Origin of the sequence: Acetomicrobium hydrogeniformans ATCC BAA-1850 (assembly GCF_000160455.2) — a bacterium.
Lineage (GTDB): Bacteria > Synergistota > Synergistia > Synergistales > Acetomicrobiaceae > Acetomicrobium > Acetomicrobium thermoterrenum.
On record NZ_ACJX03000001.1, the window covers coordinates 1,687,804 to 1,712,810 of the forward strand.

Consider the following 25,007-nt stretch of genomic DNA (forward strand, 5'->3'; position numbering starts at 1 on the left):
AGGGGAAATGGTGAATCCGAAAACTAATGGCATCGAAGATGTTAAAAATGCCTTTATAAAAGAGTTGAAACTTGCCAAAAGGTCGGAAAACCTGAACGAGCTTAGAATTCGGTATTTAGGAAGAAAGGGAATAGTTACCCAAATGTTGAAGAGTTTGGGAACCCTCCCACCAGAGGATCGACCTGCCATGGGTAAGGCAATTAATGACTTAAAGTCAACCATTGAAGACATGCTTAAAAGGCGAATGGAAGAGCTTGCTCTTTTTGAGGAACGGGAACAGGAGAGAAAGGATGCCATTGACGTCACTCAACCGCCAAAAGGCAGGCCTTGGGGCGGTTTTCATCCTGTCGTTGAAGTCATGCACGAACTCATGGATATATTTGTAGGGCTTGGTTTTTCCGTAGCGCTAGGACCTGAGGTTGAAGATGATTTTCATAATTTCGAGGCTCTTAATATTCCACCCCATCATCCGGCAAGGGATATGCAGGATACTTTTTATCTTCAGGGCAATGAGCTTTTGCTCAGGACCCATACCTCTCCTGTCCAAGTGAGGTCCATGCTGAAGTATGGGGCACCGCTGAGGATAGTCTGTCCGGGCAAGGTTTACAGAAGAGACAGCGATCCCACTCATTCGCCTATGTTTCATCAATTGGAAGGGCTTTTGATCGATGAAGATGTATCGATATCGGATTTGAAGGGATGTATGGTCCATTTCATAGATAAGGTTTTTGGAAGACCCTTAAAATCAAGGTTCAGGGCAAGCTATTTTCCCTTTACGGAACCGTCTTTAGAGATGGACGTCGAATGTATTGCATGTTCGGGTGAAGATCCTGCCTGCAGGATATGCAAGGGTACAGGCTGGCTTGAAATATGCGGAATGGGAATGGTGCATCCCAAGGTTCTTCGAGCGGGCGGTATTGACCCCGAAGTTTATAACGGCTTTGCCTGGGGATTGGGAATAGACAGGGTGGCTATGCTGAAGTACAGTTTAAGCGATTTAAGAATATTGTTTTCCGGTGATATTGCTTTTCTCGCAGGGGGTGTTAATTAGTGCTTGTATCATGGAATTGGTTGACAGAACTCGTTGATCTTCAGATAAATGTCAATGATTTCGCCGAAAAATTGACAATGGCCGGTGCAGAAGTGGAGAACTTGTCCTATACAGCACAAAAGCTCGACGGCATCATTATTGCCAAGGTGTTGGAAATGGCCCCCCATCGTGAGAGAAAAAACTTACAGGTGGTCACGTTGGTTTGGGGAGATGAAAGGGCAATCTGCGTAACGGGAGCCCAAAACGTAAAAGAAGGGGACATCGTGCCCTACGCTCCTCCGGGCGCCACTATAGCCGACGGTTCCGTTCTCGGAATAGAGGAATTTGATGGAGTGAAAAGTTTCGGCATGATGCTTTCTGCCGATGAAATTGGACTTCCTTTGTTGTCGCAAGAAGAGGGCATTTTAATCCTTCCCCAAGATGCGCCCTTAGGTGGAGATGCTGCTTCCTGGCTCGGGATAAAGGACGTTGTTTTAGATGTGTCCGTAACGCCGAACAGAGGCGACTTACTGAGCATGGTCGGTATGGCTAGGGAAGCTCATGCTTTGTTTACTGGCTCCCGCCTAAAAGAATTAAATTTTCCTTCCACTACAGAGTCTTCTGATTGGCCGGTAAGTTTCGAGGGGGTTACTTTAGAAGATTCGGGATGTCCCTTATATTGTTTGGGCTTTGCCGAAGAGCTTGAGATAGCACCTTCTCCTATTAAGTGCCGCGTTAGGCTGGCATTATGCGGGGTTCGTCCAATCAGTAACGTGGTCGACGTAACCAATTACGTGATGTTGTTGTTGGGGCAACCGTTGCACGCCTTTGACTTGGACAAACTTCCGGCGCCGGAGATAACCGTGAGGTCATCACGCAATGGCGAAAAGATCACCACATTAGACGGTAGGGAGCACATATTATCTTCGGACGATCTTTTGATAACAAGCGGAGGGCTGCCTATCGGATTGGCGGGAGTGATGGGAGGCGCCAACAGCGAAATAGACGAAAATACGAGGCGAATACTGATAGAATCGGCACATTTCCTGCCGGCTCGAATAAGCACAACGGCAAGACGCCTTGGCATAAACAGCGAAGCAGCTTATCGTTATGCAAGAGGAGTGGACAAAGCTAAAGCGCCGTTGGCCTTGTCCTGTGCATTGGATCTGATGAAGAAGTGGAAGTGCGGCAAAGTTTATACATCCGTTATCCGGGAGGGAGATGCCGCTCCTGTAGAGAAATTCGTGCCTCTAACGGCAAAAAAATTAAAAACATATACAGGTACCGGGAACTTGTCGGAGGCTTCCAGTATACTTATGCCCCTTGGGTTTGAGGTTGAGTCCTGTTCAGAGGAAAAAGCCATCTACAAAGTTCCTGGCTATAGAATGGACGTGGAAATAGAGGAAGACCTGATAGAAGAAGTGGCCAGGATTAAGGGTTACGACGAGCTGCCGGCTCGCCTTCCGGGCAGGATTCACGATTCGGCGACCATAGGGCTTGAATCCCGAACCGAGAGAAAGATCAGAGAAACATTAATGGCAAGGGGTTATATTGAAATACTGAACTATAGCTTTATCTCGCCTAAATTCATTGCGGATTTGTCCATACCCGCTTTAGACAGTCGGGCCAATCCCTTTGCCCTGGCGAATCCTTTGAGTATGGATCAATCCCTTTTAAGGACCTTCCTGCTGCCCGGAATGGTAAATGTAATATGCGATAATTTGAGAAAGGGTTGGCGCTTCCCCGTCAGGATTTTTGAGATTGGAAATGTCTTTCTCAGAGAGGGTGCGAATCTGATAGAAGAAAAACACATAGCAGGTGCAATATTCTTGGGCAAGGACGACAGGTCCCCCTATAAAGAAGCAGTTAGGGATGATTTTTTCACTATGAAAGGTGATATACTCGCCTTAGCAGATGCTTTTAGGCTTAAATTTGACGTTCTTCCCGGTAGCGAGCCCTTTGGACATGCCGGTCAGACGGCCGATGTTATATCCGACGGACGTAAGATAGGTTTTATGGCTAAGATCAAACCATCTATTGAACGCCGCCTTGAATTACCCGCATCGCTTTATGTTTTCGAGGTTACCTTCAAACCCTTTTTGATGGCTAAACCTCCCAGGTTTGGAGAAGTCCACAGATTTCCTTCCGTCTATAGGGACATATCTTTGATAGTTCCTGAGGACGTTACGGTCAAAGAAATCGGTGAGCTCATTGGCGATCTTTCTTCGGATTTGGTGACCTCGATCCGATTGTTTGATATATATAAGGGCAAAAACATTCCCGAAGGACATCGCAGTCTTTCTTTTACTCTGGAATATCGCCACCCCGACAAAACGTTGAGCGATGAGGAGGTTGACGAACTTCACACCAGACTTAGGTCCCAAATTGAGTCCAGGGGACTAAAACTGAGATAAGGATGGTGAGAGCAGCATGCAGGCTTTAGAGAAGATCGAACAGATGATCGATACCTTGTGCGAGAAGTTCTCGGCAACCAGAGAAGAAAACGAAAGGCTCTCTAAGCAGGTCGAGACCATAAAGGAACAATTGCAGGAGAAGGATTTGGAAATAATACGACTGAAAAAAGAGCACCAGCGTCAAATAGAGACGATGGAGAGAGAGCTGATGAGGTTTAAGAAAGAAAGGTCGGAATACGAGGAAAAGTTATCAAGGTTACATCAGAAATTGTCTGTTTCGCTTGGGATGCCCCATGAAAACAAAAGTAATAATACAGAAAAGCAGGTTTGATAAAAGTGGGAATGGATGAAGATAAAAGGACCGTTGAATTAAACCTGGGGGGAAGGCATTATAACATAAAGACCAGCCTGGATGACGAGACGACCAGGAGGGTTGTTGAAATACTTCAGGAGGCCTTTTCGCAGACTTCTAATCGCTTAGGCCAGGAGGAGCGGTTCTTGTTGACATCGTTGCATTTGGCCTATAATATGGTCTTTCTCGAAAGGCGACTGCAGGATGCTTTGAAGGATACGGAAGGATAAGTGGTGAGTTAAATGACCCTCAATGTTTCAGTAATTGCTGATTTTTTGGCTCTTCTGATGATGATCTTTTTTATGTTTAAAGGCTTTGCCCGTGGATTCGTAAACGAACTTTCTGGTCTACTGGGTACTCTAGCCGGCTTTGTCCTGCTTTGGAAGTATTCCCCTGATCTTGCAGGTTTCTTAAAATTTAAGCTCGGAATAAACGATGTAATTGCCTATGTGATTGCGATAGTGGCAATTTTTTTGGTTGCCAATTTAGTGGTATCCTTGTTAGGCAGGCTGGTCAGAAAAGTCGTTTACTTTGGGCATCTTTCGTTGGTAGATAAGGTTATTGGGGCTTTTTGCGGTTTTGCGAAAGCTTCGGTAATACTAATTCTAATCTATCTAGCCTTTGAAATGGCATCTGGCTATTTGGGAAATTCTGAAATGTCTTGGATGTATCAAAGCAAGGCCATGACATTTGCGGGCGATCTGTGGAGCTATGTTAGTTCCTGGCTTTTCAATAAAGGAATAATAAATCATATTTCCCTTCCAAATCTTATAGCAAAGGTACGTGTGTAATGATATCCGGCAATCAAACTGTACAGCTCCTTGAAATCCATAAGATATTAAAATTTTACGATAAATATGTTCGTACCGAACTTGGAAAAAATTATCTGAAAAGTGTCCAGCCCTCTCAAAATATAAATGGACTCAACGATAGACAAAATTTGTTCAGAGAATTTGAGCGATATATTGACACAAAGGGCGATTTCCCATGGGATGATCGTTTAATTTCCCTTGATGGCATTTTGGAAGAGGGAAAATCAAAGGGGATTCTTTTTGGCGAAGAGCTTTTGCCCTTTAAGTTTTTGATCAGCCTTGTCGTGAAGATCAAAAATTTGAGCCCTAGTTTTTTGAGAGAGGGCTACGATAGATTGGCCGAAAAAGCCGGCGAACTTGGCGACTTCAGCGATGAAGAACAGGCGCTGTCTGTTTTGGACGAAGATGGAAGGTTATATGACAGCGCCTCAGCGAAACTTGCCGAGATAAGAAGGGAGCTAGAGTCAGCCAAAAGACAGGCCAGAGCGATAGGTCAAAATATAATATCTGATCCGTCCCTCTCCTCTAAACTTCAAGACCAGGTAATTGCTTTGCGTAATGGCCGATATGTTTTGTTGGTCAGAAAAGAAAGCGCGTCTTCCTTCCCGGGTGTATTTGTAGACTATTCAAGCTCAGGTAATTCCCTTTACATGGAACCTCACTCATTAGTCGCCGTGAATAACAGGATTGCCATGCTATTAGAAGACGAGAGGCGTGAAGAGCGTCGAATATGTCAAAAACTTACGAGCATGCTCATTTCAAGAGAAAAAGCCATAACAAGGGCTCAAGATCTGGTTGGACAATTCGATATGATGTGGGGTATATATTATTTTCTTCAAAAAAACGACTGGACCTTTCCTGAAATAGAAGATAAAAGCGGTTTTTATCTCATCAATGCACGGCATCCACTATTAGGTGTCAAGGCAGTCCCTATTGATGTGCATTGTGGGAGGAATTTTAAAGCCCTGGTCATAACGGGGCCCAACACGGGCGGGAAAACCGTTGCGTTGAAGACGGTGGGACTCTGCATATATCTTGCTTGGTGCGGGCTTCCCATTCCTGTAAAAGGAGGCTCTCGAGTCGGTCAATTTTCTCGCGTTGAAGCCGATATAGGCGATGAGCAAAGCATCGAACAAAATCTATCGACCTTTAGCGGTCATATAAAGCGCATAATTGAAATGCTCGATCAGGCTGACGACACCTCTCTTTTTCTGATAGACGAACTTGGAGCGGGGACAGATCCGGAAGAGGGGGCAGCCCTTGGAATAGCAATACTTGAAACTTTTTTGAAACGCGGATCTTCTCTGTTGGCTACGACCCATCATAACTCTATAAAAAGGTATGCCCTAACAACGCCAAATGTCGAAACGGCCAGCGTAGATTTTGACCCGGAAACCCTTATGCCCAAATATAAATTGCTCCTCGGAATCCCGGGGCAAAGTAACGCTCTCTTGATAGCAAGAAGATTGGGCATGCCCGAAGACGTTCTTGAGATAGCCAAAAGAGAGCTAAAGACCAGCGATACCTCGCTGGAAAAGCTCGTATCTAATTTAAGGGCAAAGCTGTCAGATCTGGAGGAAAAGGCTAGAGAACTTGCCAGAGAAAGGGCCGAAGTCCAGGCTGTCAAAAGAGAGCTCGATAGAAAATTAGCCGCCTTAGAAGAGAAGCGGGAGGGTATTATAGCTGAGGCGGAACAAAAGGCTAAGCGGCTGATAAAAGAAGCTCAGGAATCAGCTAAGTTGCTTCTTAAAGAAATAAGCAAGACAGCAAGTTCGAAAGAAGCACACAGGACTTTCTCAAGTTTAAAAAAACGAACCGATGATATATTGAGAGCAATCGAAGAGCGGGAAGCTGCTCGTATCGAAGAAAAGTCTTCGATATCTGAGGGTAAGGTACCAAAAACGGGGGATAAAGTTAAAGTCCTTGGGACGAATGCCACTGGAATTATAGAAAAGGTGGATAATGATAAAGCCACAATTCAAGCAGGGCCTATCCGTTTGGATGTTCCTCTTAAGAGGTTAAAGGTGCTGGAGGAGGGGGAAGAAAGGAAGGATAAACCTTCCATAAAGATCAGCGTCGAAAGGCCGCAAAATGTCTCCAGCTCAATAATGATAAGAGGAATGACTGTCGATGAGGCTATGCCGATGGTGGAGGCCTATTTGGATAAAGCTTTCAGAGCGGGATACAGGGAAGTCACAATTATACATGGGCGGGGGGAAGGAATATTGCGCCGCGAAGTCCACGACTTATGCAGAAGGCTGCCCTATGTCGAGGAATATCGCCTCGGAGGCCCGGGTGAAGGCGGATATGGTGTTACTATTGTGAGGTTTAAGGGGATAAATTGAGATGATTCCTTAAGCTTAAGATCCCAAGGCAAGTACTTGCGCAATCGTGCTTAATTGGTTATATTATATGGGCAAACGGAACAGGTGCCCGTAGCTCAGTGGATAGAGCGTTGGACTCCGGATCCAAAGGTCGGGAGTTCGAGTCTCCCCGGGCACGCCAAGAAACGAAAAATATGAATACCGCAAAGAGATGGTGAGCGTAGCTCAATAGGTCAGAGCACTGGACTGTGGCTCCAGGGGTTGGGGGTTCAAGTCCCCTCGCTCACCCCATTTTTATGCAAATCCAGTAACAGCAAGGCTTTTCAAGCTTTCCCCCTTTTGTGCTTTTTCAAACAATTTCCTCCCAAAATGTACGAGTCCAGTGTCCATGAAAAGGGGGATTGAAATGGGAAAAGTCTTGAGGTTTTGTAAACTTAATAGCTGGGAAGATTACTTTGAAGAATTTCTGCTCCAAAAGGAGTTGGAGGGCCTAAGGCCTCGAACGCTCAATGACTATAGGTATTACATCCCACGTTTCTTTGATGGAAAAGAATGATTGTAGAAGAAAGCGGGAAAAGGGGAGCGGGGTCCTTTTATACCATTGCACATTAATCGCACTTATTGTACAACCATTGCACATTAATTGCCCAAATGATAAGGACTGCATCTTGAATGAAAAACAGGAAACTTTGTTCAAAAAAAAGAAACGAGATAGCGGAGAAATTGATCGAGCTTGCTTATCACATGTATGGAGAAAAATAAAATGAAGCCCATGGACGTACAGATCGAGATAATAATCAGAACGAAAAGAAAGACGATAGCTTTGCAAGTGACGGACGATGCTAAATTGATCGTAAGGGCGCCCTTTAGTCTTGATGATGAGAGGATCAAGGAGATAGTCTCAAAATGAAGTAATAAATAACATTAACCCTCTTTTATTTTGCATAGCAAAACCAATGGTTTGTATTGGTTGATTATGATATCACGATTTTTAAAATGTGTTAAAGATAAACACAAAGACGATTCCCGTCAGTATTGTCAAAAGGGTATTTTTGGTAAGCAGTGCGGTAAATATGGCGGCAATGCCTGCCAATAGCCTGACATTTTCGAGGGAAATAAAAACCTTTCCCGATTGCACAAATAATTCGGGAACAATAAGAGCCGACAGAACGGCTGGAGGCACAAAGCGCAAAAACTCTTTTACCCAAGAAGGTATTTCCCAAAGGCCAAAAAGAAATATGAAGAATGCTCGCGTAAGATAGGTGAAAATTCCTCCCAGAAGCAAGACCAACCATACATTCATGGCCTGCGCCTCCTCATGTCTATAATAAAGCCTGTGGTCATACCGGCTAAGGCAGCGGCAATCAATCCTAATTTATAGGGGAATCCGTAAAAAAAGATCGAACATATTCCGGCCGTCAATGCAACAGCTATGGCGGGAAAGTTATTCAAAGAGGGAACAAGGATGGCTATGAAGGTCAGGGGTAGAAAGAAATCCAGCGGCCAATTTGATGGGAGCATCTTTCCCAAGTAAATCCCGGCTGCTGTGCTCATCTGCCATGTTAACCACAGAATCAGACCCGCACCTAAAAAGTAAAGATGGCCGTATCTGTCGTCAGGTCTTTTTTGATAGTGATTTATAGTTACGGCATAAGCTTCATCCGTCAGCAGATAGGAGAGCGTCGCCTTCCATCCCAGGGGAAGTTCTTTTAGGTAGGGTGCCACCGAGGCGCTGTATAGCAGGTGTCGCAAGTTCACCATGACCACGGTTAATACGATTATCGACCAAGGGGTGGATTCGGCAAATAACTTGCTTGCCACAAATTGCGAAGAACCGCCAAATATGATGTAGGACATTGACTGAGCCTGAAACCTGGTTAAGCCGGCCTCTAATGCCATAATACCGTATATAACCCCGAAGGGCATGACGGCAAGGAGGAGTGGCGTTTCGTCACGCACTCCTTTAAAGAATGTTTGTAATTTCAATTATAGTATCCCCCATTTCGGCCTAATTTTAGCATTGTAAATAAAATATCAGGATTCGTATTAGGGTTTAAACCGTTTTGATCCCCGATTATAGCTCTGGAAATTTGGTTAAGCAATATTTAGTTCTTTAAAAAATTCATGGGAATTTTGGGACACGACATAATGGCAATTTGGAGCAAAAGCCGTAAATACCGCTTGTACACGCTAAAATCTGTTTGAGATGAGATTTCTGATGTAATCAAATGATCGCTTAATGTTGTCTGCGTAGAGAGCAATCTAATGGTTTAAAATATGTCAGTAAAGGTAGATGATGGGTTATTTGAATATAGCTACAAGTATAAAGTATGCAACTTGCTTCTTATTTAAAATCGTTTTAGAATATATTTAACTTAAAAACAGAGATTGATAACAAAATGGGAGGGATGAAACAGTGGAAGCAAAGATAGGATGTCCGGTCCCGGAATTTAAAGCAATGGCTTTTGATAGGGGCAATATCAGGGAAGTATCGCATGCCGAGGCCAGGGGAAAGTGGTTAGTGTTATTCTTCTACCCCGGCGATTTTACTTTCGTGTGAACAACCGAAATCTCGGCGGTTGCCGAGAGGTACGATGAATTTGAGGCCTTAGGGGCTTTAGTATACGGTATAAGCGTAGATTCGCCTTGGGTTCATAAAGTATGGGTTGAGCAGGAAATTTCTAAAGCAGTTCCCAGGGGAGTGCCCTTCCCAATGTTATTTGACGCAGGCGGCAGGATCGGAGAAAAATTTGGGGTCTATAGCGAGGCTGACGGCATCGACATCCGAGGAACATTCATAATTGATCCCGATGGCATACTTCAATGTATAGACATACTTCCGGCTCCATGCGGAAGAAGTGTGGATGAAATTATTCGTCGCATTCAGGCTCTTCAGCACATAAGGGCTACATCAGCTAAAGAGGTTACGCCATCTGATTGGAGGCCGGGATGTTCTACCTTGAAGCCAAGCCCGGATATGGTTGGTAAAGTATGGCAATTCGTTGAAGAACAAAAGGGATCCCCAGGTGGCTCCAAGACCCAGCAACCTACGCCTCCCGGAGGATGCTGAGGGATATAGGCTATTCCTCCGTGCGAGGGACTAAATAAACTATTTTAAAAAACAGGGGAGAGGGCAACTTTAGAATTGTCTCTCCCCTTTAAAGATTGCCAGGTAACCGGATGTAAAATTAAGGGGAGTCCTTAAATATTCGAATGTTGCAGAGTTAGTAAGATTGGCCGGGGTTAAAATGCAATATATTATTTTACTCTTTCAAAGAGAGCTGCTGGCGTCCTTATCTCAGGAACTTTTTTAGTACTCTTTGAAATAGAGCCGAAAACCTGTTGACTATTTGGCCAAGCTGTGATAACTTTCCTATTGCCGCTTGGTTATAAAGCGTAAGCGCCCGTAGCTCAGTGGACAGAGCGGCGGACTTCGGATCCGTTGGTCGCGGGTTCAAATCCTGCCGGGCGCGCCATGGAAAAGACTATATATGTGGGCCGTTAGCTCAACTGGCAGAGCACGGGACTCTTAATCCTGGGGTTACAGGTTCGATTCCTGTACGGCCCACCATTATATTTAAGTTTGCCGACTATTTGGCCCATTATAAAAAATAAAAAGACATTGCTTGCAAGATGTAAATGCTATGTGCGAGCAATGTCTTTTGTTTGTGTCTTTTGAGACAGTTAAAGTCAAATCGGCATTGACTTTCAAATTAAGGGCATGGTAATATACGCTAGCGACGAGGATCGCGCGAAGATGTGTCGTGGCAGTTTGGATGTTTGGTGGGTTTTTAAAATTTAAGTTTGCAACCCGCCTTAAATGTTTGTTTAAGGGGCGAGAGTGGTGGAACGGTAGACACGCGGGACTTAGGATCCCGTGGCTTCGGCCGTGTGGGTTCAAATCCCACCTCTCGCACCAGAAGAACATAAGTGCGACCTCGGTGTATATTTAGCACCGAGGCTTTTTCATGTCGAAGAAAGGGGTTTGGTGGCAATGAGGTCTGAGCTTATATCTCAGGAGAAAAATATCGTTAAAATAAAAGCGGAAATTGAGGCAGAGAGGTTTGAGAAAGCAGTTCAGTATGTGGTCAAAGAGATCAGTCACAAGGCCAATATAAAGGGTTTTAGAAAGGGAAGGGTTCCGCGTAATGTCATCGAACTCTATTTTGGCAGGGAAAGATTATATAGAGAGGCATTAGAAAATCTTATTCCTGAAGTTATAGAGCAAATTCGGGATGAATACGAGCTCGAATTGGTGGCTGAGCCTAAGATAAAATCAATTGGCGAATTAAAAGAAGGCGAACCGCTCGTTTTAGAGATAGAATACGAAGTTATGCCTGAGATCGAATTGCCCGATTTGAACCAAATCGAAGTGCCAAAGTTAAAGGCAACGGTGACTGATGAAATGGTCGATGAAGTCATCAATGATTTACGGGAGCGAAATGCCGAATACGTCGAAGTCAACGAAGATAGGCCAATTGATGAAGGAGATACTGTTGTAGTTAACGCCATTGCCGAAGTTGAACGGGAAGATAACGATGATGCTGAGAAATTCGACTTCGAAGGCAAAGAGATGGAAGATATGATAGACCTTTCGGTTCCTTATTTGGACGAAAACGTAAAGAAAGATCTAATTGGCCAGAATGTTGGCAACACCGTTACGACTACAGTCACTCATCCGGAAGATGGCAGCAATTTATCTGGAAAGCGTATTAAGTATTCGATGGAAATAAAGGGCATAAAGAAAAAAGTCCTTCCGGAGCTGGACGAGGAGTTTTTAAAAAAAGTAGGGGCGGAAGGCAAAGGTTTAGAAGAGTTTAGGGCAGAAATTAAAGAACAGTTGATAAAAAATCTGGAAAACAGGTCTAAAAATGAGGCAATCAATCTAGCATTACAGCAAATTGTAAATCAGGCGAAGATCGAAGTTCCCGAAAGCATGGTTGAGAGAGAATTTCACAGCCTGCTCCACGAAGAAGAAGAGAAAATAAAGCAGGCTGGTGAGATGACGTTTGAAGAATATGTAAAACAATCCGGAATGGATCTTGATGAATATAAAAACAGGTTACGCGAAAAGGCTTACAAAAGAGTTATGAATTCATTAGTGTTGGAGGAGCTTACTAAACGTTTTGAGATCAAAGTAAACCCAGAAGATATCAAAGCATATGTAGAAAGGATGGCAGGTGCATATAACATAAGTGCCGAGAAGCTGTCTTCATTCATAGCCTCCGACCAGGACAGATTGTATAGATTGAGCTATGATATTATGGCTGAGAAGACATTGGGCAAAATCTTAGACCATGTAAAGGTTAAAGAGCTCGAGAGAGAGGAATACGAAGAAGCTCTGAAGGTTATTATGAATAATCAGGGCAAGGTCGAGGCAGTTCAGGAGGAAATGCAAGAAAAAGTTGAAGAGGAGCCTGAAAAAGCGTTACAAGACGATGGTAACGATGTAAGAGGAGGTCATGAAGATGTTGGTACCGATAGTAATAGAACAGACGGGTAGAGGGGAAAGAGCCTACGATATATATAGCAGGCTGTTAAAGGACAGGATAATATTTTTAGGAGATGTGATAGAAGAGCATCTCGCAAATCTGGTAGTAGCTCAAATGTTATTCCTCGAAAGCGAGGACCCAGATAAGGATATAAACCTTTATATAAACAGTCCCGGTGGTTCCGTGACCGCCGGGTTGGGAATATACGACACCATGCAATACATTAAATGCCCCGTGTCGACCATATGTGTTGGTCAGGCTGCGAGCATGGCGGCAGTGCTTTTGGCTGCAGGTGCGAAGGGGAAGAGGATAGCTCTTCCAAATTCTAGGGTTATGCTTCATCAGCCCTTGGGAGGAGTACAAGGTCAGGCTACGGATATCGAAATTCATGCCAAGGAGATCAAGAAGATAAGGGACAGGCTAAATGAGATAATAGCCTATCATACGAATCAGGATATCGAAAAGGTTGCCAAGGATACCGATCGTGATTTCTTTATGTCCGCAGAGGAAGCTCTGGCCTACGGAATAGTTGACAAAGTCATAGAAAAAAGATAGTTTATCGGTGTAATCTTGCTTATAAACATGCGAGGGAGCAAAGCTGAGCTCTCTCGTTTGTTTATAAGGACCTTATAATTTGGTAAGATGCAATAATATTTTATAAGAGCCCAAGGAGGAAATAAGAGGAAATGTCGAAAAGCAACGAAAAGGATCCTAGAAAGAAGGGCTTGCGCTGTTCCTTCTGTGGCAAGGATCAGGAAGATGTCAAGAAGATTATAACGGGGCCGGGAGTCTGTATTTGCAACGAATGCATACACCTATGTAATATTATATTGAACGAAGAGAGAGGAATCCTGCACAGCATAGATTGTAAAAACAGGGATATGACTCAGAATTTTGTGTTGCCCAAACCAAGTGAAATAAAATCATATCTGGACCAATATGTCGTCGGGCAGGAGTACGCCAAGAAGGTTCTTTCTGTGGCTGTCCACAATCACTATAAGCGTATTTTTAAGGGCAAAAAGGGCAAAGACGACGTTGAAGTTCAAAAAAGTAACATCCTTCTTTTAGGCCCCACTGGCTGCGGTAAGACTCTGTTGGCACAAACTTTGGCTCAAATGCTGAATGTGCCCTTTGCTATTGCTGATGCTACTACTTTGACAGAGGCGGGCTATGTTGGTGAGGACGTGGAAAACATATTAGTGAGGTTGTTGCAAAGCTGCGATTACGATGTAGCGCTGGCTGAAAGAGGGATTGTCTACATAGACGAGATAGATAAAATTGCCCGCAAGAGCTATTCTCCATCGATAACTAGAGACGTCTCAGGAGAGGGCGTGCAGCAAGGCCTTCTTCGCCTTTTGGAAGGAACGGTATCGAATGTTCCTCCAAAGGGTGGCAGAAAGCATCCCTACCAAGATTTCATTCAAGTCGATACATCCAACATCCTATTCATTTGTGGCGGTGCCTTTGATGGAATCGAAAACATAATAGCCAAGAGGATCAACAAAAGAGTTATAGGTTTCGGTGGAGATATTATAGGCAAGAAAGTGGAAGCATCTTGGAAAATTTTGAAGGAAGTCCAGCCCGAAGATCTGATGATGTATGGGTTTATTCCTGAATTCATAGGGAGAATTCCCGTAATCGTCCCTCTCGAGGGCCTGCACGAAGAATCTTTGGTGCATATCCTGTTGGAACCCAAAAATTCCCTGGTAAAGCAATATCAAGAGCTTTTCAGCTATGAAGGCGTGGAGTTGGAGTTTACCGAAGCCGCTCTAAAAGCGATTGCCCATCAAGCTCAAGAGAGAAAAACGGGAGCTAGGGGATTAAGGTCAATAATGGAAAACCTCATGCTTGATATTATGTATGAATTACCCAATATTGCAGGCGAAGTAGCTAAGGTCAAGATCACAGGCGAGTGCGTTTTAGAAGGAGCATCTCCTATTTACATATCAAGGGATGAGGAAGTGGCTTAGAGAAATTCGTGCGATGATACATCGTAAACTCGAACCTATAGGGGGAGACTAAATAAATGCCTGTCGACGACAAACTTGTTTCGAAGGAATACGAACCCGAAGAACTGGAGCGAAAATGGTATGACTGGTGGCAGGATCGGGGTTTATTCCATGCTGAAGTCGACGAAACCAAAGAACCCTTCAGCATAGTGATACCACCGCCCAATGTTACAGGCTCGCTTCACATGGGACATGCATTGAACAATACCCTACAAGACATTGTATGTCGCTACAAGCGAATGAAGGGGTTTAACGTGATGTGGATACCGGGGACGGACCACGCCGGCATTGCCACGCAAAATGTTGTGGAGAGAGAATTGGCCAAAAAGGGTATAGATAGAAAGGATATGACCAGAGAGGCCTTTCTGGAGAAGGTATGGGAATGGAAGTCCGAATATGGCGGCAGAATCATCTCGCAATTAAAAAGACTTGGTGCCTCTTGCGACTGGGATAGAGAGCGCTTCACAATGGATGAAGGTTTATCTAAAGCTGTCAGGGCTGTATTCGTCCGTTTGTATAAAGAAGGGCTTATATATAAGGGCAAATATATCATAAATTGGTGCCCTCGCTGTCACACGGCACTTTCGGATCTGGAGGTAGAACATACAACTGAAAAGGGGAAGCTCTATTACGTAGCCTACCCCTTTGTGGAAAAAGATGGATTTCTGGTCGTTGCTACTACACGTCCGGAGACAATTTTAGGGGATGTCGCCATAGCAGTTCATCCTGATGATTCAAATAACGCAAAGTACATTGGAAAAAAGGTTAGAGTTCCCATAGCAGACAGAATTGTGCCCGTAATAAAGGACCAGATGGTCGATCCATCCTTTGGAACCGGAATGGTTAAGATAACGCCTGCCCACGACCCCAACGACTTTTTGGTAGGGCAGCGGCATGATTTGGAACCAATCCAGGTAATAAATGCCGATGGTTTCATGAATGAAAATGCCGGTCGTTATAAAGGAATGAACAGATTTGATGCCAGAGAAGCAATCGTAAGAGACATAGAGGCTGCAGGTTTGTTGATAAAGATCGAGGAATACGAGCATGCCGTCGGTCATTGTTATAGATGCAATACAATTTTAGAGCCCTATCTTTCGGAACAGTGGTTCGTCCGCACCGAGCCTTTGGCAAAAAGGGCCATTGAGGTCGTAAAAGAGGGCAAAATTCGTTGGATACCTGAGCGCTGGGTGAACACTTATTATCAGTGGATGGAGAATATACGCGACTGGTGTATCTCGAGACAGCTATGGTGGGGGCATAGAATACCGGCTTGGACCTGTCTGGACTGCAATCACATAACAGTGTCGGAAATTGATCCGGTGGAGTGCGAAAATTGTGGCTCAAGAGCCATTGTGCAGGACGAAGATGTTTTAGATACATGGTTTTCGAGCGCTCTTTGGCCTTTTTCCACTATGGGGTGGCCTGAACAAACTCCAGAGCTCACATATTTTTATCCGACTTCATTGCTGGTTACCGGCTTTGACATAATATTTTTCTGGGTGGCAAGAATGATAATGATGGGCCTTAAATTTATGGATGACGTGCCCTTCAAAGACGTTTATATTCACGCTTTGGTCCGTGATGAAAAGGGTCAAAAAATGAGCAAATCCAAAGGCAACGTCATAGATCCTGTAGACATAATAAATCAATATGGGGCTGATTCCTTGAGATTTACCTTATCATCGTTGACAGTACAAGGCCGTGATATATTTTTGAGCACCCAGAAGATCGAATCCTGCAGGCATTTCATGAATAAGATTTGGAATGCTGCCCGTTTTGCTTTGATGAATTTGGGCGATTTTGATGAAAGTCGGACCATGGAATTCGACGATTCTTTGAGGCTTCACGATAGATGGATCGTCATGCGCGTTAATCAAGTGACCAAAGAAGTTACAGACTTGATAGAAGGATATTTTTTCGGCGAAGCAAGCAAAATGCTTTATGACTTCGTGTGGGGAGAGCTCTGTGACTGGTACATAGAGATGTCGAAACCGGCTTTAAGGGGAGACGAGGGGAGCAAAAGAAAGATCGCTTCGCAAAAGGTGCTTTATTATGTTTTCAAAAAGGTTCTCCTTCTTCTCCACCCCTTTATTCCCTTTATAACCGAAGAGTTGTGGCATTCCTTCGGTTTCAGCCAAATGTCAATCGAAGAAGAGCCTTGGCCCGGTACGGAGGAGATGTTCGATGATACGACAAAGAAGTCGTTAGAAAAGAATATTTTTGTCCTTCAGGAAACCATACGTTCGATAAGAAACCTGAGGGCCGAGGCTAACCTCACGCCCCAGATCACGGTTCCTCACTTAACGATCAATCCAACGGATCGATCTGTTCTTGAAGTGTTAGCTGAAAATGAAGATATAATTAGGTTGATGCCCAAGGTAGGAGAGGTAAGTTTTGAGTCGAGGAGGCCTGGTGGCTCACTGGTTTCTGTATTGCCCTGGTGTAATGTCTATCTGATCGTAGGCGATATTATTGACATTTCTTCGGAAATAGAGAGACTACGAAAAGAAAAAGAAGGATTACTTTTGGAGGAACAGAAAAGCCTTTCGAAGCTTTCTAACAAGTCCTTCCTGCAGAAGGCGCCGCAGGAAGTTGTCGAAAAGGAGCAAAATAGGTTAAAGAAGGCCAGGGAACGCATGAAGAGGATCGACGATAATATTGCATCTCTTGAGCGCAGCTCGGAGGAAGCAGATGGTCGATAAAGAAAATGCCGAAGCCTTTGACCTTTTGGAACAAGACATTTTAAATAGTGCTAGCCCGGGCATTCGCCCGGGCTTATCTCGGATGGCTAAGTGCCTCAGTTTGCTGGGTAATCCTCAAAGGGATTTCAAGGCCATTCATATAGTCGGTACTAACGGCAAAGGCTCTACTGCATCGACTATTGCGAGTATCTTGTCTTCATCGGGTCTTAAAACTGCGCTATATACTAGCCCTCACCTGTTGCACATGGGCGAGCGTCTTAAAATTGAAGGCAAGATTGTAAGTTCGCAAAGGTGGATGGAAACATGGCAAAAGGTAAAATTGGTGCTAAGGGAAAATTTCATCGCCGAGACGCCTCCGACTGCTTTTGAGCTTATGACGGCCGTGGCTTTCTTAATTTTATCCGAAGAAAAGGTCGATGTAGCCGTTGTAGAAGCAGGAATGGGTGGAAGGCTCGATGCCACGAATCTTCTGGGAGAAGTTATACTTTCAGTGATTACCTCTATTTCGCTGGATCATACGAATTTTTTAGGAGACACTATTTCCCAAATAGCGAAGGAGAAGTTTTCCGTAATCAGGCCCGGGAAAAGGGCAATCTATGTGGGTGGGGACTTTGGTCTGGAAAAACTGTTTATTGATAGCTGCGCAAAGATGATTTCCGAGGGACACATTTTCTCAAGAGAATGTTTAGTCAAACCCGCACATTTTTCTTTGGATGGCGTTATTTATGACTTTTGGACATCCAAGGGATACTTTTTCGATTCCCTTGAAACGAAGCTTACAGCTGCTTATCAAATCGGCAATACTGCATTAGCTGTCTTTGTGGCTCTTCTTTTAAAAGATATCTTTCCAGGAATATCCGATGAAACGATCAGATCGGGATTGCTCTCTGTTTCATGGCCCGGCCGCTTTGAAATTATAAGGTTAAAAAATGGAAAGGTATTAATACTGGATGGTGCGCACAACCCGGAGGGAATGGCAGTCTTTGCTCAATCCCTTAAACAAGTTTTGCGTCCTCATGAAAATATTACCTTTGTGACGGCAATGATGAAGGACAAAGATATCCGAGAAACATTAAAGAAACTATGCAATCTGCCCATCGAAAAGATTGTATGCACACAAGTGCCTCAACTGGACAGAAGCGAATCTTCACATGCTTTGGCGGATATAGCAAGGAATATCTTTACCAAAGCCTTTATAGGGGACGAACCCGAATTAAATACGGCTCTGTGCGAAGCAGTTAATAGCCATTCCAGTTATATCGCGATTTGCGGCAGTCTCTACCTTATAGGGGCGATAAAAAAGATTTTGAAATCTGATCTTTAAGGAATGCCAAAATAGTTCATATCAAGTGATAATAATTAAGAGGAATTTTAAATATTAAGTGTATATGCGATTTAAGAGGTGAAGATCATGAATGCGTTGCGGGTAGGCGTCATTGGGGTGGGACATCTGGGATATCACCACGCCAGAATATATTCGGAGTTGCTGGAAACCAGACTTGCCGGGGTTATGGACATAGACGATCAGAGAGCTGTCTCCGTTGGCGAGATGTTGCAAGTGCCTTATTTCAGTGATTTAGATGAATTTTTGGAAAAAGCTCGCCCAGATGCTTTGAGCATTGTTGTGCCTACGGTTGCTCATTACGAAGTGGCCAAAAAGGTAATGGAAAGAGGCATTCACGTGCTCATAGAAAAACCTGTTACGAAGACAGTCGATGAGGCAGAGGAGTTGCTCAAATTGGCAGCTCAAAAAAACCTCGTTTTACAAGTAGGGCATATTGAGCGCTTTAACAGCGCAGTTCAGTACGTCAGGGGAATTTGCAAACCTCCTCTTTATATTCAAACTAGAAGGCTGGGTCCCTTTTCTTCCAGGGTTGCGGATGTCGGCGTTGTCTTAGATTTGATGATCCATGACATTGATATAATTTTATCGTTGGTTGGTAGTGAGATAAGCGAAATTTCGGCCTATGGAAGGTCCGTCTTTACAGAACATGAAGACATAGCCTCGGCTCACCTTACGTTTAAGAATGGGGCAATATCTCATATACTGGTCAGCAGGGCTTCCGAAAAGAGGCTTAGGACGTTGGAGATTATGGAAAGAGAGCGTTACATAACCTTAAACTACGAAACTCAAGATGTTTCCATTCATAGATGCATTAGGAATAATGGCATGGGATTAATGGAGGTAATTGAGCATCCCGTCTTTCCAAAACACGAGCCTCTGAAGATGGAATTGCAACATTTCATATCTTGCGTCAAGGAAGGAAGACAGCCGATGGTCGGTATTGCTGACGGCAAGAGAGCTTTAGAGATAGCGGTTGAGGTTTTAAGGCAGATAAACAAAAATAAATCGGCCGATTCCGATGAGAACCTTGAAGGTCTTTTAAATTAAAGCAGGCTGATATGGTTGTTGTATTCATGTAATATATTGTTATATGTCATGAAGTACCCCCAAACATGGTCGAAATTTTAATTTATAATTAAGATTATTGTAAAATAGAGGGAGAAAAGCTCCCTCTATTTTTATGGGGTGATGTGATAATGATAGAAAAAGCGAGAAAACATCGCGATAACCTTGCACGCCAGATTATAATTTTCTTGATTGTCATCATCGCTGCTCTTTCCTTTGTCATTATTGCCTGTACTTATTCAAGGCCCGACAGAATTTTCATGGAAAATGCTATTATAAAGCTGATTTATGAGAAGCATTCAAAGGGACAACCTTAAAACTTTAAAAAGCAGAGGTGCAAATTTATATCATGTTTGGCTCTATTCCGGATGTGAACGTTCAAGCCCTATTAGCGTTGGCTCTTTTTATGGTCTCCTTGATGATAGCAAGGATTATAAACAATATAACTTCAAAGAAATGGCCCGGCGGTACTTTATGGGTTTTTTACTTACGTGTCCTTCTGGGGTTCACTTTGGCCGCATCGGCGATCATGGGTTTTTACGCCTTTGCCGGAATATCTATAATAAATACGAGATAATGCTCTTCATCATGATTTTCCCCAAAAGGAGTTGTTGTCATGCGCATTTTCCTAACTGTGACAATTTTTTTTGTTCTTTTCTTTGGCCTCTTTTCGCCTGTTGAAGGGAGTGAGCTCTATTTATTGCCGGAGGTCAATAAAATAGAGGCAGAAAAGCATATGATAGCTGCCAGGCGATATTTTTTAAGCGGAGATTACTTTAGATGTATCGATGAATTAAAGGCGGCGCAGTCGGAAAACATCTACCTGGTTAATGTTTATCTCCTCCGATCTCTTTGTGAAAGGCGCTTAGGAATGTGGGATCGCTCTTTAGAATCCATCCGTTATTATTTGGAAGTAGAAAATGGCGATGGACGTGCTAAATTAATCAAGGAGCAAATCGTGAAAGAAAATGAATATGTTAAGAACTTACTTTACGGTGGCGTTGACTCCTCTTTAATGAAAGTTTTCAAACAACCTCTATCCATGTTTTTCGATCTTCCCTTGGGAGCGAACGTCAAAGCTTCGACAGTGGGAAAGGTTAGCTATTTTGAGGGAATGTTGTGGATTTGCGATATCGATGGCAACAAAATTACGTTAATCGAGGAGGGTCAAAAACCGCATTCCTTTAAAATAAACAAACCCGTAGCCGTGGTGCCCTTTGGGCTTCAAAGAATATTAGTAGCCACTAGGGACGGACAACTTTTCTGGGGTGATCTAAAGAAAGGTGAAAAAGGCGATATAGAAGTTAATTTCGAAAAGATAATCAGTCTTTCGGCGATACTTTCGGATGCTGTCTCCTTGGGTGAAAAGATAGCCGTGGTAAGCGATGTATTGGAGGGGAGGTTGATATGGATAGATCTTGAAGAGGGCAAAGAAATTTCCGATTGGCGTCCCTCTGAGGGGATTCGGTTTGAACCGCTTGCTCTGTCTTACAGCGGGTATTTAATGGCGATCGCGGACAGAGCCTCCGATTCGCTGATTGCTCTGGATCCATGGTCTAAAAAAATTATGTTTCAAGAAAAGGCGCAATACCTGAGAGATGTGGAATGGTTTACGCCTACAGAAGTGATCGGGTTGAGCGAAGATGGGTCGGTATATATTGGAAACGTGATAAAACGTAATTTTGCTAAGCAAATAGAAGTTAAAATCACGAATGGTTGGTGCCTCACAAGAAGGGACGAAGAACTGGTTGTCCTCGATACCACTCTAAGAAACATTTATTCGATACGGATAACACCGGAATTGACTGACCTTATGGCTTTTGCAAATATAATCAATAAAAGCAAAGGCGTCGCAGACTTAAGCGTCATTCGCTTTAAAGCAGGTTTAAATGTGCCCGTTTTAGATGAATACGGAGAAGATCCACCGTTTTTAGCGGCCGCATTTGGGGAAATGATTCTTCCGACCAAGTGGGAAAAGACAACTCACGTTAAAATGGGGAGCGTAGTCAATGTTACTGAGCTAGAGGATTACGAAAAATTTATGAGGGGGATTTATCATACAAATGATGCCTGGCCTTTAAGGCTCGTCATCGAGCAAAACCCCATCGTTTCTGGAATAAGTGATGATTTTGTGTTAATGTTGGCTGGGTTTTGTTTGAGGGAAGGGATTGCGGTGGATTTACTTATGAAAGATGGCCCTTTGCCGCTGAGTTTGATAATGCTTTCCCATGTATCGGGAGGCAAAATTTATTTTTATCCCTTTCAAGGGGAGAAATCGATAGAACAAATTGGCCTTCAGGGAGAGCTGGTTATAATGTTGCCTGAAAGAAATTCATTGTTCAAAGAGATGACCTTTGAGCCGCTATTGGCAGTCTTTGGTAATTTAGGAGGCATTCCCTTCAGGGATTGGACCCCAATAGACTTTTATCGGATTATTAACTAAAAATAAATTGTCAATAAGATTGATTGGAGGTTTATCAATGGATCATCTTGTCGAGAAGGCTTTAGAGGGAGATCATAGAGCTATTGCGCGACTGATCTCACTTGTTGAAAACGAATCGCCCTTTGCAAGCCAGATCATGGCTAATTTATATGCCCATACGGGGAAAGCTCATATAATTGGAGTGACGGGAAGCCCGGGCGCAGGCAAGAGCACCTTGCTGGACAAGTTGATAGATAACCTAAAAAGAATGGAGAAAAAGATCGGTGTTATAGCAGTGGATCCTACGAGTCCCTTTAGCGGCGGTGCAATATTGGGCGATAGGCTAAGGATGCAAAGTCATGCCCTTGAGCCCGATGTCTTTATCCGTAGCATGGGCACAAGGGGATCATTAGGGGGTCTGAGCAGGGCAGCCTATGAAGCTGCCATGATACTGGATGCCTGTGGCAAGGACGTCATCTTTATCGAGACCGTGGGAGTAGGACAATCTGAGGTTGATATAGTAAAGATAGCGGATACGGTTTGCCTGCTCCTCGTTCCGGGCATGGGCGACGATGTTCAGGTTATGAAGGCGGGTATAATGGAAATTGCGGATATATTTGTGATCAATAAGGCAGATCGCGACGGCGCCGACAGGCTGGAAGCCGAAGTTAACATAATGCTTGACCTTTATGGCAGTAAAGCATGGAGACCGCCAATTGTAAAGACCGTGGCGGAAAGGGGAGAAGGTATAGATGCTCTCTGTAAAGCTTTAGCGGACCATAAAAAATATTTATCCGAGAGCGAAGAAGGCAAAAAGAGATTTATATCGAGAATAAAGATGGAAGTTGAAGAAATTTTAAGAAGAGAAATCGCGAAAGTAGTTGAAGAGAAATGGAAAGAAAATTGTGATGACAATCTGATCCGATCTCTTGCCTCTCGTAGTATCGATCCATATACAGTAGCGGGAAAGATTTTAGGCGAAATATTCTCAAGGGGGTTATAACGTGAAAATAGTCCTCGGAGCCGATCATGCGGGATGCGCTTTGAAGAACGCAGCTAAGGAATATCTTTTAAAAAGGGATATAGATGTTATCGATTTGGGTGTCGGTTCAGACGATGAGCCTGTAGATTATTCTGATATCGGGATAAAGGCAGCCGAAATGGTTGCTGCCAGCAAGTGCGATCGTGGAATATTGTCCTGTGGAACCGGCATAGGCATGTCAATAGCTGCAAATAAAGTACGGGGAGCATATGCTGCTCTTTGTACCGACAGCTTTATGGCTAAGATGAGTCGCCTCCATAATAATGCTAATATCCTCGTCCTTGGAGGAAGGGTTGTAAGCGTCGAGCGGGCAATGGAAATAGTAGAAGTGTGGCTTGATACACCCTTTGAAGGCGGTCGGCATTTTAGGCGCATTGAAAAAATAAGGGCCTATGAAAACAAGGATATCGAGGGAAAGGGTAGCCATTCGAAGGGGCGACTGGTGATAATGGATCATCCGCTGATACAGCATAAATTAGGAATTATCAGGAATACCTCGACAAGCGTTAAAGAGTTCAGGGAGTTAGTAGAAGAAATAGCCGGTTTAATGGTTTATGAAATAACAAGAGATCTTCCTGTCGAGGAGATAGAGGTCGAAACACCTCTGGCGAAGACACGTGCCAAGACAATTTCCGGTAAAAAAATGGCAGTTGTACCCGTTTTAAGGGCAGGGCTTGGGATGGTTCAAGGCATTCTTAAGCTGATACCCAACGCAAAAGTAGGCCATATCGGGGTATATAGAGATCCTACGACACTTCAACCTGTTGAATATTATTGCAAGTTGCCCGGTGATATAGAAGAGAGGGACATTCTCATCGTCGATCCTATGCTGGCCACGGGGGGTTCTTCTGTTTTGGCGATCGATTTAGTAAAAAGAAGGGGAGGTAAAAAAGTTTCATTGGTATGTCTGATAGGTGCACCCGAAGGTCTGCAGAAAGTGAAGGAAGCTCATCCGGATGTCGACATCTACATGGCTGCGTTGGATGATCACTTGGACGAACACGGCTATATAGTGCCCGGATTGGGCGATGCCGGCGATCGTTTATTCGGAACAAAATAACTGATAATTGCATTATGAGCAGTGAAATGGTCCTTTGTGCTTTTTTGTCCTTTATGTGGGGATGGGGAATAACAAAGATCTCCATTCCCCTCTCTTTTAGGTATCGTATTTTGGATATGCCCGAATCCAGAAAGCTCCACAACGAAGTTACGCCACGCGGTGGGGGCATCGTCTTGTGGAGCGGTTTGCTTCTGTTCCTTTTGTTGGCGAGGGATCATTTTGAATTCGATCCTTCGTTTTTTGCGTGGTGTGCGAGCGCGACATTTTTAGTCGGATATTTGGACGATATGAGAAGCCTATCTCCAAAAGTTAGGCTTTTAGTCCATATTGCTGCTTCAATAGTAGCTTTAATTCCTCTGTACAAAAGTGGCAATTTTCCCCTATGGGGTTGGCTTACCGCATCTTTGTGGATTGCCGCCATGATAAGTGCATATAATATGATCGACGGCATGAATGGTTTGGTTTTGGTCATATTCGCGGCAAGTTCATGTATGTTTATGGTCGTCTTCCACAATATCTTTTGGGCCTTTGGCTTTGGCATCGCTATCGGGATCCTCCCCTGGAATTTCCCCGAGGCAAGGACTTTTTTAGGGGATGGGGGCAGTACGCTTCTTGGTTTTTTTCATGCCTCTATTTTATTGTATTCGATCTTTTCGTATACACCTTTGACACAATCCTTTATACCTCTTTGCTTATTTTTGGCCTTTGCCGGGGGCATTCCCTTTATTGACATGTGCTTTGCTATACTGCGAAGAACTGTGAAAGGTGTCTCTCCCTTTTACCCCGATAAGGGACATATACATCATCGTCTCCTTCGGAGAGGGTTCACGCCTCCTTTTGTGTTGGTCTTAATGGTGTCTTTCCATTTAGCAATGCTGTTTATAAGCATAAGGTTTTTTTAAACCCGATTTTTTTAGTCGGAGTATCTCTTGTGC

22 protein-coding genes and 5 tRNA genes are annotated in these 25,007 nt (G+C 43.8%); 25 read left to right on the plus strand and 2 right to left on the minus strand.

Annotation, left to right across the window (positions count from 1 at the left end; genetic code table 11):
• The first annotated feature begins 7 nt into the window (after positions 1–7).
• From pheS to HMPREF1705_RS10955, 9 genes are all read left to right on the plus strand, one after another.
• Positions 8–1,051: a phenylalanine--tRNA ligase subunit alpha gene (pheS, locus tag HMPREF1705_RS08425; protein WP_009201216.1), complete on the plus strand. Its 1,044-nt coding sequence runs from the start codon at positions 8–10 to the stop codon at positions 1,049–1,051.
• Positions 1,051–3,444, plus strand: a complete 2,394-nt coding sequence (gene pheT, locus HMPREF1705_RS08430; protein ID WP_009201215.1) for a phenylalanine--tRNA ligase subunit beta — start codon at positions 1,051–1,053, stop codon at positions 3,442–3,444. Before pheS ends, pheT begins: the two co-directional genes overlap by 1 nt.
• 16 nt (positions 3,445–3,460) lie before the next feature.
• Entirely contained in the window at positions 3,461–3,775 is a 315-nt protein-coding gene (locus HMPREF1705_RS08435; RefSeq protein WP_009201214.1) for a hypothetical protein, read from the plus strand.
• A gap of 11 nt (positions 3,776–3,786) precedes the next feature.
• A complete protein-coding gene (locus tag HMPREF1705_RS08440; protein ID WP_040348530.1) occupies positions 3,787–4,026 on the plus strand; it encodes a cell division protein ZapA in 240 nt (79 codons plus the stop codon).
• A gap of 12 nt (positions 4,027–4,038) precedes the next feature.
• The gene (locus HMPREF1705_RS08445; protein ID WP_009201212.1) at positions 4,039–4,587 is read left to right on the plus strand and encodes a CvpA family protein; all 549 of its coding nucleotides are present in this window, start codon (positions 4,039–4,041) and stop codon (positions 4,585–4,587) included.
• Entirely contained in the window at positions 4,587–6,953 is a 2,367-nt protein-coding gene (locus tag HMPREF1705_RS08450) for an endonuclease MutS2 (protein WP_009201211.1), read from the plus strand. The genes HMPREF1705_RS08445 and HMPREF1705_RS08450 overlap by 1 nt, the downstream gene beginning before the upstream one ends.
• An 84-nt stretch (positions 6,954–7,037) precedes the next feature.
• A tRNA-Arg gene (locus HMPREF1705_RS08455) sits at positions 7,038–7,113 on the plus strand.
• Positions 7,114–7,146: 33 nt separating this feature from the next.
• A tRNA-His gene (locus tag HMPREF1705_RS08460) sits at positions 7,147–7,223 on the plus strand.
• Between the two features lie 472 nt (positions 7,224–7,695).
• Positions 7,696–7,842 (plus strand): hypothetical protein, encoded by a 147-nt coding sequence (locus tag HMPREF1705_RS10955; protein ID WP_165588947.1) that lies wholly within the window; start codon positions 7,696–7,698, stop codon positions 7,840–7,842.
• Positions 7,843–7,923: 81 nt separating this feature from the next.
• Here the strand turns inward: HMPREF1705_RS10955 and HMPREF1705_RS08465 are convergent, their stop codons facing one another.
• Entirely contained in the window at positions 7,924–8,235 is a 312-nt protein-coding gene (locus tag HMPREF1705_RS08465; protein ID WP_009201208.1) for an AzlD domain-containing protein, read from the minus strand.
• On the minus strand, positions 8,232–8,918 hold the full coding sequence (locus tag HMPREF1705_RS08470; RefSeq protein WP_009201207.1) for an AzlC family ABC transporter permease: 687 nt from the start codon (positions 8,916–8,918) through the stop codon (positions 8,232–8,234). The genes HMPREF1705_RS08465 and HMPREF1705_RS08470 overlap by 4 nt, the downstream gene beginning before the upstream one ends.
• Before the next feature lie 430 nt (positions 8,919–9,348).
• Here HMPREF1705_RS08470 and prxU point away from each other — a divergent pair, with 430 nt between their 5' ends.
• The 16 genes from prxU to HMPREF1705_RS08550 all read left to right on the plus strand — a co-directional run bounded on the left by prxU (position 9,349) and on the right by HMPREF1705_RS08550 (position 24,974).
• Positions 9,349–10,002, plus strand: coding sequence for a thioredoxin-dependent peroxiredoxin (gene prxU, locus HMPREF1705_RS08480; RefSeq protein ID WP_262349454.1), 654 nt, complete (start codon positions 9,349–9,351; stop codon positions 10,000–10,002).
• Between the two features lie 330 nt (positions 10,003–10,332).
• Positions 10,333–10,408 (plus strand) — tRNA-Arg (locus HMPREF1705_RS08485).
• 19 nt (positions 10,409–10,427) lie between these two features.
• Positions 10,428–10,503: transfer RNA gene (locus HMPREF1705_RS08490), tRNA-Lys, on the plus strand.
• A gap of 264 nt (positions 10,504–10,767) precedes the next feature.
• Positions 10,768–10,851, plus strand: a tRNA-Leu gene (locus tag HMPREF1705_RS08495).
• A gap of 75 nt (positions 10,852–10,926) precedes the next feature.
• The gene (gene tig / locus HMPREF1705_RS10655) at positions 10,927–12,435 is read left to right on the plus strand and encodes a trigger factor (protein ID WP_071804924.1); all 1,509 of its coding nucleotides are present in this window, start codon (positions 10,927–10,929) and stop codon (positions 12,433–12,435) included.
• Positions 12,401–12,979 carry an ATP-dependent Clp endopeptidase proteolytic subunit ClpP gene (gene clpP, locus HMPREF1705_RS08500; protein ID WP_165588964.1) on the plus strand — a complete coding sequence of 193 codons (579 nt, stop codon included), beginning with the start codon at positions 12,401–12,403 and terminating at the stop codon, positions 12,977–12,979. Before tig ends, clpP begins: the two co-directional genes overlap by 35 nt.
• Before the next feature lie 131 nt (positions 12,980–13,110).
• Positions 13,111–14,394 (plus strand): ATP-dependent Clp protease ATP-binding subunit ClpX, encoded by a 1,284-nt coding sequence (clpX, locus tag HMPREF1705_RS08505; protein ID WP_009201203.1) that lies wholly within the window; start codon positions 13,111–13,113, stop codon positions 14,392–14,394.
• A gap of 56 nt (positions 14,395–14,450) precedes the next feature.
• Complete coding sequence (locus HMPREF1705_RS08510; protein WP_009201202.1) at positions 14,451–17,138, plus strand: valine--tRNA ligase; 2,688 nt, start codon at positions 14,451–14,453, stop codon at positions 17,136–17,138.
• The gene (locus tag HMPREF1705_RS08515; protein WP_057940923.1) at positions 17,128–18,462 is read left to right on the plus strand and encodes a bifunctional folylpolyglutamate synthase/dihydrofolate synthase; all 1,335 of its coding nucleotides are present in this window, start codon (positions 17,128–17,130) and stop codon (positions 18,460–18,462) included. The genes HMPREF1705_RS08510 and HMPREF1705_RS08515 overlap by 11 nt, the downstream gene beginning before the upstream one ends.
• 87 nt (positions 18,463–18,549) lie before the next feature.
• Entirely contained in the window at positions 18,550–19,530 is a 981-nt protein-coding gene (locus tag HMPREF1705_RS08520; protein WP_057940924.1) for a Gfo/Idh/MocA family protein, read from the plus strand.
• 149 nt (positions 19,531–19,679) lie between these two features.
• Complete coding sequence (locus HMPREF1705_RS08525) at positions 19,680–19,865, plus strand: hypothetical protein (RefSeq protein WP_057940925.1); 186 nt, start codon at positions 19,680–19,682, stop codon at positions 19,863–19,865.
• A 32-nt stretch (positions 19,866–19,897) separates the two neighbouring features.
• Positions 19,898–20,125, plus strand: a complete 228-nt coding sequence (locus HMPREF1705_RS08530) for a hypothetical protein (protein ID WP_057940926.1) — start codon at positions 19,898–19,900, stop codon at positions 20,123–20,125.
• Positions 20,126–20,164: 39 nt separating this feature from the next.
• The gene (locus HMPREF1705_RS08535; RefSeq protein WP_057940927.1) at positions 20,165–21,991 is read left to right on the plus strand and encodes a hypothetical protein; all 1,827 of its coding nucleotides are present in this window, start codon (positions 20,165–20,167) and stop codon (positions 21,989–21,991) included.
• A 37-nt stretch (positions 21,992–22,028) separates the two neighbouring features.
• Positions 22,029–22,973 (plus strand): methylmalonyl Co-A mutase-associated GTPase MeaB, encoded by a 945-nt coding sequence (gene meaB / locus HMPREF1705_RS08540; protein ID WP_057940928.1) that lies wholly within the window; start codon positions 22,029–22,031, stop codon positions 22,971–22,973.
• A gap of 1 nt (position 22,974) precedes the next feature.
• Entirely contained in the window at positions 22,975–24,072 is a 1,098-nt protein-coding gene (gene upp, locus HMPREF1705_RS08545; RefSeq protein ID WP_009202543.1) for a uracil phosphoribosyltransferase, read from the plus strand.
• Positions 24,073–24,086: 14 nt separating this feature from the next.
• Positions 24,087–24,974, plus strand: coding sequence for a glycosyltransferase family 4 protein (locus HMPREF1705_RS08550; protein WP_071804926.1), 888 nt, complete (start codon positions 24,087–24,089; stop codon positions 24,972–24,974).
• Positions 24,975–25,007: the final 33 nt, after the last annotated feature.

What these genes read in the sequence shown, in the direction of transcription:
- HMPREF1705_RS08435 (WP_009201214.1), top strand. Translation starts at nt 3,461, where the DNA reads ATGCAGGCTTTAGAGAAGATCGAACAGATGATCGATACCTTGTGCGAG.
- HMPREF1705_RS08550 (WP_071804926.1), top strand. Translation starts at nt 24,087, where the DNA reads ATGAGCAGTGAAATGGTCCTTTGTGCTTTTTTGTCCTTTATGTGGGGA.
- HMPREF1705_RS08465 (WP_009201208.1), bottom strand. Translation starts at nt 8,235, where the DNA reads ATGAATGTATGGTTGGTCTTGCTTCTGGGAGGAATTTTCACCTATCTT.
- clpX (WP_009201203.1), top strand. Translation starts at nt 13,111, where the DNA reads ATGTCGAAAAGCAACGAAAAGGATCCTAGAAAGAAGGGCTTGCGCTGT.
- meaB (WP_057940928.1), top strand. Translation starts at nt 22,029, where the DNA reads ATGGATCATCTTGTCGAGAAGGCTTTAGAGGGAGATCATAGAGCTATT.
- HMPREF1705_RS08515 (WP_057940923.1), top strand. Translation starts at nt 17,128, where the DNA reads ATGGTCGATAAAGAAAATGCCGAAGCCTTTGACCTTTTGGAACAAGAC.
- HMPREF1705_RS08510 (WP_009201202.1), top strand. Translation starts at nt 14,451, where the DNA reads ATGCCTGTCGACGACAAACTTGTTTCGAAGGAATACGAACCCGAAGAA.
- tig (WP_071804924.1), top strand. Translation starts at nt 10,927, where the DNA reads ATGAGGTCTGAGCTTATATCTCAGGAGAAAAATATCGTTAAAATAAAA.
- pheS (WP_009201216.1), top strand. Translation starts at nt 8, where the DNA reads ATGGTGAATCCGAAAACTAATGGCATCGAAGATGTTAAAAATGCCTTT.
- HMPREF1705_RS08530 (WP_057940926.1), top strand. Translation starts at nt 19,898, where the DNA reads ATGTTTGGCTCTATTCCGGATGTGAACGTTCAAGCCCTATTAGCGTTG.
- HMPREF1705_RS08535 (WP_057940927.1), top strand. Translation starts at nt 20,165, where the DNA reads ATGCGCATTTTCCTAACTGTGACAATTTTTTTTGTTCTTTTCTTTGGC.
- HMPREF1705_RS08450 (WP_009201211.1), top strand. Translation starts at nt 4,587, where the DNA reads ATGATATCCGGCAATCAAACTGTACAGCTCCTTGAAATCCATAAGATA.
- HMPREF1705_RS08445 (WP_009201212.1), top strand. Translation starts at nt 4,039, where the DNA reads ATGACCCTCAATGTTTCAGTAATTGCTGATTTTTTGGCTCTTCTGATG.
- HMPREF1705_RS08525 (WP_057940925.1), top strand. Translation starts at nt 19,680, where the DNA reads ATGATAGAAAAAGCGAGAAAACATCGCGATAACCTTGCACGCCAGATT.
- HMPREF1705_RS08440 (WP_040348530.1), top strand. Translation starts at nt 3,787, where the DNA reads ATGGATGAAGATAAAAGGACCGTTGAATTAAACCTGGGGGGAAGGCAT.
- HMPREF1705_RS08520 (WP_057940924.1), top strand. Translation starts at nt 18,550, where the DNA reads ATGAATGCGTTGCGGGTAGGCGTCATTGGGGTGGGACATCTGGGATAT.
- HMPREF1705_RS10955 (WP_165588947.1), top strand. Translation starts at nt 7,696, where the DNA reads ATGAAGCCCATGGACGTACAGATCGAGATAATAATCAGAACGAAAAGA.
- clpP (WP_165588964.1), top strand. Translation starts at nt 12,401, where the DNA reads ATGTTGGTACCGATAGTAATAGAACAGACGGGTAGAGGGGAAAGAGCC.